Below are 8,089 nucleotides of genomic sequence, written 5' to 3'. Positions count from 1 at the left end.
TATGCGATTCTCATACAGAGGATGATAAAGAATTTAAAATCTGGCCTAAACATGCCGTAAAAGGCACAGAAGGTGCAAAAGTTGTAAAAGAACTGTCTCCCCAAAAGGAAGATTTTATTATAGAAAAAACTACATACGACGGTTTCTATCAAACGGAGCTGGAAAGTTTGCTAAAGCAGCTGAATGTAGATGAGCTAACTATTGTTGGATGTGTTTCCAATATCTGTATAATGTATACGACATCCAGTGCAGTTTTGAGGGGATACAAGGTAAGCATTCCCTTAAATTGCATAGCTTCCATAGATGAGGGAGGGAAGGCCTGTGCTTTAAAACAATTTAAAGAAGTATTAAGGGTCAATCTGATTTAAGGAGGATAATATGTTTTATATCGCTACAGATGAAGAGATAAAACAGGGAAAAACAACGGATATTTATTTTGATCGCGCAGTTCAGGTAATCAAAGAAAAAAAAGTAGACAGATGGGTAAAAGCAGAATTCAGGGCAAAAAAATTACCCAAGAATTACAAATGGGCTGCATTGGGCGGAGTAGAAGAAGCACTCACCCTGCTTGAAGGTAAAAATGTGAATGTGAGAATATTGGATGAAGGAACGTTGTTTGCCGCTTATGATCCGGTGATGGAAATAGAAGGTATGTATACCGATTTTTCTGTATATGAAACGGCATTATTGGGTTTTTTATGTGAAGCCAGCGGCATAACTACGAAATCGGCTCGCATCAGGAAGGTAGCAGATGAAAAAACAGTGTTGAGTTTTGGCACAAGGCGCATGCATCCCACTATTGCACCCATGATAGAAAGAGCTGCTTACATAGGAGGGTGCGATGGGTTTTCCGTCTCCTTAGCTGGAGAGAAGATGGGGAAAAAAGCCTCTGGCACCATGCCCCATGCCTTAATACTCGTATTTGGAGACACGGTAGAAGCAGTAAAAGCCTTTGACGAAGTGATAGAAAAAGATGTGCCTCGTGTCGCATTAATAGACACATATAACGATGAAAAATTTGAAACATTGAGAGTAGCAGAAGCGTTAAAAGAGAGGTTGAATGGGGTAAGATTGGACACACCCTCTTCCCGTAGAGGAAGTATGAGAGAAATACTAAAAGAGACACGATGGGAACTGAATTTGAGGGGATACAATCATGTAAAGTTGTATGTCTCGGGTGGATTGGATGAAGAAAAAATAAAAGACATAATGGAATATGCAGATGGCTTTGGGGTGGGAACATCCATAAGCAATGCCCCTACTATAGATTTTTCCATGGACATAATGGAGATAGAGGGAAAACCCATCGCTAAAAAAGGGAAAAAATCCGGCTCAAAAAGCCTTCTAAGATGCGATAGATGTCTCAATTCAAAAGTCGTACCTTTTACAGAAAAAAGGGAGACCTGTTTTTGCGGAGGAATGATGGAAGACTTACTAAAACCAGCTATAAAAGAGGGAAAATTAATCAAAACACATCCTCCGGTAGATGAAATAAGGAACTATGTTTTAAAACAATTAAAACGCTACGATATAGAATGAAGATCATTGACACCCACTGCCATTTAGATGATGAAGAGTTTAATGAGGATTTGCCTTCTGTCTTACAGAGAGCAAAAGAAGCAGGGATAATCTATATACTTACCGCTGCCACGGAACCGCAGTTTTTTCAGAAGGTCGTAAATATAGCTCAAAACTACGAACAAGTATATTTCTTTATAGGTGTTCATCCTCATGATGCAAAGAAGGCAAAGGAAAAAACATTCTTAGAGGTAGAAAAACTGCTTCATCATCCTAAATGCATAGGCATAGGAGAGGTAGGATTAGATTATCATTACAACCTTTCATCTCCTGATATACAAAAAAAAGTACTTAAAAGATTGGCGGATATTGCCTATGATTACAAAAAACCATTGTCCGTTCATGTAAGAGAGTCAGAAAATGACATAATAGAAATATTGGGTAGAAAAGACTACAAAATCATTTTACATTCTTATAACGGCAGCAAATATCTTTTAGATTGGGCAAAGGAAAGGGATTGTTACTTTTCTATCTCGGGAATGATTACATTTAAAAATGCCAAAGATTTGCGTGAAAGTGTAATAAAAATACCATTGGACAAACTCTTTGTAGAAACAGATGCACCTTATCTTGCACCAGTGCCCATGAGGGGCAAGAGAAATGAACCAGCATTCACAAGGTATACATTGAAGGCATTGAGCGATGTTCTTGATATAGGTGAAGAAGAGTTGTCCAGAACCATTTACAACAACACCGTTTCACTATTTGAATTGCCTTAAAGGTTTTGTTTTCCATAGGCAATCTTGCTTTTTTTGTTATATCGGTTCAGATAATTTAAAACCTTTTCTACATAACGGCGTGTCTCTCCAGAAATTTGATTGTTATCAGATATAACCTTGTCTGGACCAGCATTATATGCAGCCAGAGCTAATTTTAAATCTCCGTTAAATAAATCTAACATTTGTTTCAAATATCTTGTTCCTGCCATGATATTTTCTTTTGGACAAAATGGGTTTTTGAGACTTAATTCTTTAGCTGTTTTTGGCATAATCTGCATGAGTCCCAGTGCACCATGTTTGGATACAGCTTTTGGACAAAAGTCGGATTCTACCTTAATCACCGCTCTTATTAAATGAGGGTTTAAATTGAACCTTTTAGCAGCCTGGGATATATAGTTGCTATATTTCCCTGAAACATGGGATTTTTTCTTTCTGCTCTTTATGATTAGTTTGCTTTTTTTGCTTACAGAATAATCTGTGAAATGAGATATTCCACTTTCATCTACATAATAATATATATCACAAAAAGATGGTTTAGCCTGAATAAAAAATAGAAAAACAAATAAAATGAATATCAAAATTTTCATACTTTTCCTTAACACGCTATAATGTAAATGTCAACTTTGAATAGAAGATGAAGTATGTTAGAATGCATTTCAATTAAAAAAATAGAGGTGAAAGATGGTGTTTTCCCAACTTGGTTGTTATCTATTAACATCTTTTCTTGTAATAATTAAAGTATTGACTTATAATATTATTATAAGTCTTAGAAGGTTTGCTCTTGCATATAAGCTCTATTGATAAAAAAAGAATAATCGGAAGTTATGGAAGATTGTCACAAGATACGATGGAAGAAATAGATGATGCTTTAAAAATAGCAGTAGGTTTATATAAATGACAGAAAAAAGGTCAAGGGTCAACGGGGAGCAGCATAAGAAAAATGAGTAAAAAGATGAGTGGATGGAGAAATCCCCATCTATGGTATATCACCGTCATTATGATAGTCCTTGCGGTATTTTACTATCTTCCCAACATAATAACTCTTATGGGTGGGGAGGTTCCGAACTGGGTTATTCTTAATATGCCCCATGATTTGCACAGGAGTTTGTTTTCTATACCCGTATTATATGCAGCTTATAAATTCAGAATAAAAGGCGTAATAGTGATTGTTTCAATTTCAATGCTGATCTTTCTCCCCCGGGCCTTGTTTATATCTCCTTATTCTTACGCTTTGCTTAGACCTATAATTTTTATTATTGGTCTTTGGTTCTCGGGTTTTTTCTTTGCTATAGCATTAAACAACATTACCGAGCGGAAAAAGGCGGAGGAAATACTACGGGAGAGTGAAGAGAAATTCCGAACTATAAGCACTTCTGCTCGGGATGCCATCATTATGATGGATAATGAAGGAAATATTTCATATTGGAACGAGGCTGCGGAAAGGATATTTGGCTATACGAAAGAGGAATCTATAGGAAAATATTTGCATAAGTTTATCGTTCCTGAAAGGTTTTATGAAACTTATTCAAAAGGATTTAAAAGATTTCAGATTACAGGAGAAGGCGCGGCTCTTGGAAAAACTCTGGAATTGACTGCATTTAGAAAAGATGGAGCAGAATTTCCTGTAGAGCTTTCTCTTTCTGCAGTAAAATTAAAAGGTAAATGGAATGCGGTAGGAATATTAAGAGACATTACCGAGCGGAAAAAGGCGGAGAAAGAATTAGAAAAAGCTAAAAAAGCAGCAGAAGAAGCTAACCAGGCAAAGAGTCAGTTTCTTGCCAGTATGAGTCATGAAATTAGAACACCTATGAATGCTATAGTAGGCATGTCCGAGCTTCTCTCCGGCACTTCACTTTACGATGAGCAAAAAGAATATGTGGAGATGATAAAAATTTCAGCAGACAATTTGTTGGGTATTATAAATGATATTTTGGATTTGTCTAAGATTGAATCCGGACGGCTTGAAATTGAAGAAACAGAATTTGATTTGAGAGATGTTATAGAGGTAACAACTATCAGTTTGGCAACCCAGGCATCTAAAAAAGGACTTGAGCTTTTATGTCATATAAATCCAGAAATACCAGCATACATTATCAGTGATCCTACAAGACTGCGTCAAATCCTGGTTAATCTTATCGGCAACGCCATAAAATTTACAGAAAAAGGTCAAATTGTGGTTGATGTAAAAACAGAAGAGAGAAAAAATAACAGAGCAATTTTAAGGTTTTGTGTTTCTGATACAGGGGTTGGTATTCCTAAAGAAAAACAGGCAAAAATATTTGAGAGTTTTACCCAGGCCGATAATTCTACCACCAGACAATATGGAGGCACAGGATTGGGGCTTACTATTTCAAAACAATTAGTAGAGAAGATGGGGGGTAAAATCTGGGTAGAAAGTGAGATAGGGAAAGGAAGTAATTTTTATTTTACTATTTCTTGTTCTGTAGTTGAAAAAGCAAAGGAAAAAGAGGATGTTGCCCCACCAGAGATAAGAAATCTCAGGGTTTTAATTGTAGATGATAATGCTACAAATCGTCTAATTTTGAGGGAGATAGTCTCAGGCTGGAATTTTTTATCAACAGGGGTAGAAGATGGTTTTTCTGCCTTAAAACAATTAAAAAATAATTCTTATCAGTTGATTTTGTTGGATAAGAGTATGCCGGGCATGGATGGATTTGAGGTAGCAAAAAAGATAAAGCAGATGCCGAAATATACTGATGCGCCTATTATTCTTTTGAGTTCAGCCGAAGAGAAAGGTGATAGAAAAAGGGCTAAAGAATTGGGAATTTCGGATGTCTTAATAAAACCCGTGAGACGCTCCAAACTTTATAACAGCATTGTAAGTGCTTTAGTAAAAAAAGAAAAAGCAAAAGTGTCGGAGACAAAAATTGAGTCTGCACTTAAAGGTAAGCCCTTAAAGGTTTTGTTAGCAGAAGATAATTTAATCAATCAGAAATTGGCAGTGAGGATTTTAGAAAAGCAGGGCTGGAAGGCAACAGTTGCAAACAATGGTAGAGAGGCGGTAGAATGGATAGAGAAAAACGGGTTTGATTTTGTGCTTATGGATGTCCAGATGCCAGAGATGGATGGGTTAGAAGCCACTAAAGAAATAAGAGAAAAAGAAAAAATAACAGGTAAACATATTCCCATTGTTGCCCTTACCGCTCATGCTTTCAGGGAAGATGAAAAAAAATGTCTTTCCGCGGGGATGGATGGATATACAACAAAACCTATTAAGATTCAAGAATTGTTTAAAATAATAGAAGATATTCTAAAGGAAAAACTGTAATTGGAGGGAATATGCAAAAACCAGCAGTTGACTTAAATAAAGCATTAGAGATGGTAGATGGAGATAAGGAGTTTTTAAAGGAATTGGTGGAACTATTTAAGAAAGATTGTAGTGAAAAATTGGAAGAGATTTCTTCTGCCATACAGAAAAAGGATTTTAAAACTATTGATGAGGTTGCCCATAGTTTGAAGGGAGCATCTGGTAATTTAGGTTTAATGAGGATTTATGAACTATCATTTGAGATAGAAAAGATGGGGAAAGAGACTAAATCGGAAGGTATAGAAGAGATTTACGAACAGCTGAAAGAGGAATTCAATAACTTTAAAGAGTTTATATCACAACCAGGATGGGAGAAAGGGTGAAGATTCTTATTGCAGAAGATGATGAAATTACTCAGTTAATTCTGCAAAAACTTCTGGAAAGGGAAGGCTATAAAGTAATTCTTACCAATAATGGTCTGGAAGCCTGGAATGTTTTTCAAGAGAAAAGAGAAGAAATTGATATGGTTATCACTGATTGGCTTATGCCAAAGATGGATGGTTTGGAATTGTGCAAGAAAATAAGGAATTTGGAGCTATCTCATTATGTATACTTAATTTTTATTACAGTGAGAGAAAGGAGAGAAGATATTGTAATAGGTCTTGAAGCAGGGGCAGATGATTATATTCCCAAGCCCTTTGACCCTCATGAACTTTTATCTCGAATAAGGTCAGGGAAAAGGGTGATAGAAATTGATAAGCGACAGAGAAAATTACGAAAAAAACTTGAATGTCTTTCTCTCAGCGATGAGCTTACGAAAGTGTTGAATAGAAGAGGAATATTTAGGCGATTAAGGGAAGAGGTGGATCGCGCAACCCGTGAGAAATATTTATTTAGTGTAATGATGCTGGATATTGATAATCTTAAAGAAACAAATGATAGATATGGGCATGATGCAGGAGATAAAGTGCTGCGCGAGGCGGCTAGAAGAATTAGAACTTGCTGTAGGCCTTATGATGCAATGGGTAGATATGGTGGAGATGAATTTTTGATGATTGTGCCAGCAGAAGAAAAGGATATGGCTTATAAACTTGCTGAGCGCTTTCATATGGCGATTTGTGAAAAGCCCTTTGAGATAGATAATAAATGCGTGAATATTACTGTGAGTATGGGGGTAGTTTTTGTGAGCACATTAAATCATGAGCCTAAAGAGATAATAAAAAAAGCTGATGAATGTCTCATTAAAGCAAAAACAGCAGGGAAAAATATGATAGTAATTCAAGAGATTTAATGTGACAAATCTACGATTTGCCGTAAAAAATAGAGTTTTTTATGAAATTTTTAATAGTAGAAGATGAAACTGTTTCTCGTCTGCTTTTGCAAAGGATATTGCAAAATCAAGGATATGAGGTTTTAGTTGCAAAAGATGGTCAGGAAGCATGGGAGATTTTTCAAAGAGAAAAGAAAAATATTTATTTGCTCGTCATTGATTGGATGATGCCTGTGATGAATGGCTTAGAGTTGTGTAAAAAAATAAGAAAAGCAGAGACATCACATTATGTTTATATTATATTTCTTTCGGCAAAGGGAGAAAAGAAGGATATTGTCAAAGGACTTAAAGCAGGAGCAGACGATTATTTAACAAAACCATTTGACAAAGAGGAGCTGCTTTCCCGAATAAATGTAGGGCTTAGAATTATTAAACTTGAACAGGCATTAAAGGAGGCAAATCAAAAACTTTATATTTTGGCTACACTGGATGGTCTCACTAAGATTTTGAATAGAAGAGAGCTTTTAAACCGACTAAAGGGGGAACTTTCCCGAGCGAGCCGTAAAAGAACTCCTTTTTATTTGTTTATGCTGGATATTGACCATTTCAAGAAGGTTAATGATAGATATGGGCATGATGCAGGAGATAAGGTTTTGGTTGAGGTAGTGAACAGGATAAAATCCCAGTTGAGGTCTTATGATGTTGTTGGTAGATACGGAGGAGAAGAGTTTTTGATTGGTATCTCTAAGGCCGATAAAGAAATTGTTAAGGAAATTGCCGAACGCTTGCGTAGATGTATTTGCGAAAAACCTTTTAATATTGACGATAAAGGTTTAACTGTTAGCATAAGTATTGGTTTAGCTGAAGTTGAGCCTTCCCGAGATATAGATTTAGAAGCTGCAATAAAGATGGCAGATACATCTCTTTATAAAGCAAAACAGCAGGGAAGAAATAGAGTAGTCTGCATTGATGAATGAAAATAGCAAATAGTGGAAGTGGAAGTGTAAGTGGAAAGTAGCATATAGTTGATAGAAAACGCCAAGATATGCTAAAAACAGTGCGAATGGTCATTCCCGCGCACGCGGGAATCCAGACTCCAGACTCCAGATTCCGTGTCAAGCACGGAATGACAGGATGGTGCAGAATAACGGAGGATAGACCCCTCCCTTGTATTCCCCCTCAGGGGGGAAAGTAGGGGGCAAGGGAGATGAGAATACAACATTTTCTCTCTCTTTTTTTTCTGTCGCATTATGA

Annotated in this window: 9 protein-coding genes; 8 read left to right on the top strand and 1 reads right to left on the bottom strand. The window is 36.4% G+C overall.

The window, feature by feature from the left end:
- The 3 genes from J7J10_00515 to J7J10_00505 form a co-directional block, all read left to right on the top strand.
- A partial coding sequence (locus tag J7J10_00515) for a cysteine hydrolase (GenBank protein MCD6129429.1) occupies positions 1-368 on the top strand: 368 nt, incomplete at its 5' end.
- 10 nt (positions 369-378) lie between these two features.
- Positions 379-1,539 carry a nicotinate phosphoribosyltransferase gene (locus J7J10_00510; protein ID MCD6129428.1) on the top strand — a complete coding sequence of 387 codons (1,161 nt, stop codon included), beginning with the start codon at positions 379-381 and terminating at the stop codon, positions 1,537-1,539.
- Complete coding sequence (locus tag J7J10_00505; GenBank protein MCD6129427.1) at positions 1,536-2,297, top strand: TatD family hydrolase; 762 nt, start codon at positions 1,536-1,538, stop codon at positions 2,295-2,297. Before J7J10_00510 ends, J7J10_00505 begins: the two co-directional genes overlap by 4 nt.
- Here the strand turns inward: J7J10_00505 and J7J10_00500 are convergent.
- On the bottom strand, positions 2,294-2,884 hold the full coding sequence (locus J7J10_00500) for a lytic transglycosylase domain-containing protein (GenBank protein MCD6129426.1): 591 nt from the start codon (positions 2,882-2,884) through the stop codon (positions 2,294-2,296). The two genes, J7J10_00505 and J7J10_00500, sit on opposite strands and share 4 nt — an antisense overlap.
- Positions 2,885-3,072: 188 nt before the next feature.
- On the opposite strand from J7J10_00500, the gene J7J10_00495 reads away from it, so the two are divergent.
- The 5 genes from J7J10_00495 to J7J10_00475 are packed head-to-tail and all read left to right on the top strand — an operon-like array spanning position 3,073 to position 7,812.
- Entirely contained in the window at positions 3,073-3,195 is a 123-nt protein-coding gene (locus J7J10_00495; GenBank protein ID MCD6129425.1) for a type II toxin-antitoxin system PemK/MazF family toxin, read from the top strand.
- A 42-nt stretch (positions 3,196-3,237) separates the two neighbouring features.
- Entirely contained in the window at positions 3,238-5,586 is a 2,349-nt protein-coding gene (locus tag J7J10_00490; GenBank protein MCD6129424.1) for a response regulator, read from the top strand.
- Positions 5,587-5,597: 11 nt separating this feature from the next.
- The gene (locus tag J7J10_00485) at positions 5,598-5,948 is read left to right on the top strand and encodes an Hpt domain-containing protein (protein MCD6129423.1); all 351 of its coding nucleotides are present in this window, start codon (positions 5,598-5,600) and stop codon (positions 5,946-5,948) included.
- Positions 5,945-6,856, top strand: coding sequence for a diguanylate cyclase (locus J7J10_00480; protein MCD6129422.1), 912 nt, complete (start codon positions 5,945-5,947; stop codon positions 6,854-6,856). Before J7J10_00485 ends, J7J10_00480 begins: the two co-directional genes overlap by 4 nt.
- 41 nt (positions 6,857-6,897) lie before the next feature.
- Positions 6,898-7,812: a diguanylate cyclase gene (locus tag J7J10_00475; GenBank protein MCD6129421.1), complete on the top strand. Its 915-nt coding sequence runs from the start codon at positions 6,898-6,900 to the stop codon at positions 7,810-7,812.
- Positions 7,813-8,089 lie beyond the last annotated feature (277 nt).

The organism is Deltaproteobacteria bacterium (assembly GCA_021159305.1).
Lineage (GTDB): Bacteria > Campylobacterota_A > Desulfurellia > JAGGSF01 > JAGGSF01 > JAGGSF01.
Note: the sequence above shows the minus strand (reverse complement) of the source record. Positions and strands in the feature narration are given on the sequence as shown.